Here is a 1,414-nt window from a genome sequence, read left to right on the forward strand (position 1 = left end):
CGGTCTTCGAGCCCGACCGGGTGGACGTGACCATCAACGGGGTCACCGTCTGCCGCGGTGGGGCGATCGGCGACCCCCGCGAGGGCGTCGACCTCACCGGTCGCGCGATCACCATCGACGTCGACCTCGGGGCCGGGACCGAGCAGGCGACGATCTGGACCAACGACCTGTCCATCGCCTACGTGCACGAGAACTCGGCCTACTCCACATGAGCGCACCCCAGGACCCCACCCCGCCCGACGTCCGGGTCGACGAGGCGCCGCCCACGGTGCCCGCCGTCCGCAAGCGGATCGGCACGAGCCGGGTCATGCGGACCTACGACCCCGAGGGCGACGCCCGCAAGGTCGCCGTGCTCACCGGGGCGCTGCCGTGGCTCAAGGAGTTCCACGGCAACGTGGTGGTGGTCAAGTACGGCGGCCACGCGATGGTCGACGAGGAGTGCCGCCGCGCCTTCGCCGAGGACATGGTCTTCCTGCGGACCTGCGGCATCCTCCCGGTCGTCGTGCACGGCGGCGGCCCGCAGATCACCGAGATGCTCGGCCGGCTCGGCATCGCCAGCGAGTTCCGCGGCGGGCTGCGGGTGACCACGGAGGAGACGATCGAGGTCGTCCGGATGGTGCTCACCGGCCAGGTGACCCCTGAGGTGGTGGGGCTGATCAACGAGCACGGCCCGCTGGCCGTGGGCCTGTCCGGTGAGGACGGCGGGCTGTTCACCGCCCGGCGCACCACCGCGGTCGTCGACGGCGAGGAGGTCGACGTCGGCCTGGTCGGCGACGTCGTCGCGGTCGACCCGGCCCCCGTCCGGGCGCTGCTGGCGTCCGGGCACATCCCGGTCATCGCGACCGTCGCCCCCGACGAGGACGGCGTGGTGCACAACGTCAACGCCGACACCGCCGCGGCGGCGGTCGCGGTCGCGCTGGGCGCGGTGAAGCTGGTGGTCCTCACCGACGTGGAGGGGCTCTACGCCGACTGGCCCGACCGCGACTCGCTGGTGCAGCAGATCGACGCCGGCGAGCTGGCCGAGATCCTGCCCACGCTGGACTCGGGGATGGTGCCGAAGATGGCGGCCTGCCTGCGGGCGGTGGAGGGCGGGGTGAAGCGGGCGACCGTCGTGGACGGCCGCACCCCGCACGCCCTGCTGCTGGAGATGTTCACGTCCGAGGGCACCGGGACCATGGTGGTCCCGGCCCGCACCGATCCCGGGGAGGAGCCGGCATGAGCCGCACGGAGGAGCTGGCCGCCCGCTGGTCGGCGGTGATGATGCACAACTACCGCACCCCGCCGGTGGCGCTGGCCCGCGGCGCGGGAGCCACCGTGTGGGACGTCGACGGCCGGGAGTACACCGACCTGCTCGGCGGCATCGCCACCACCATCCTCGGCCACGCCCACCCGAGGGTCGTCGAGGCCATCACCC

3 protein-coding genes are annotated in these 1,414 nt (G+C 73.3%); all 3 read left to right on the top strand.

Annotation, left to right across the window (positions count from 1 at the left end):
• Positions 1–212: bifunctional ornithine acetyltransferase/N-acetylglutamate synthase (locus ACI79G_RS24920; RefSeq protein WP_456883715.1), on the top strand; the 212-nt coding region annotated here is incomplete at its 5' end.
• The gene (argB, locus tag ACI79G_RS24925) at positions 209–1,219 is read left to right on the top strand and encodes an acetylglutamate kinase (RefSeq protein WP_456883716.1); all 1,011 of its coding nucleotides are present in this window, start codon (positions 209–211) and stop codon (positions 1,217–1,219) included. The genes ACI79G_RS24920 and argB, both read left to right, overlap by 4 nt.
• Positions 1,216–1,414 (top strand): aminotransferase class III-fold pyridoxal phosphate-dependent enzyme (locus ACI79G_RS24930; RefSeq protein ID WP_456883711.1); only part of this gene is annotated, 199 nt, incomplete at its 3' end. The genes argB and ACI79G_RS24930, both read left to right, overlap by 4 nt.

This window comes from Geodermatophilus sp. SYSU D00779, from assembly GCF_054050595.1.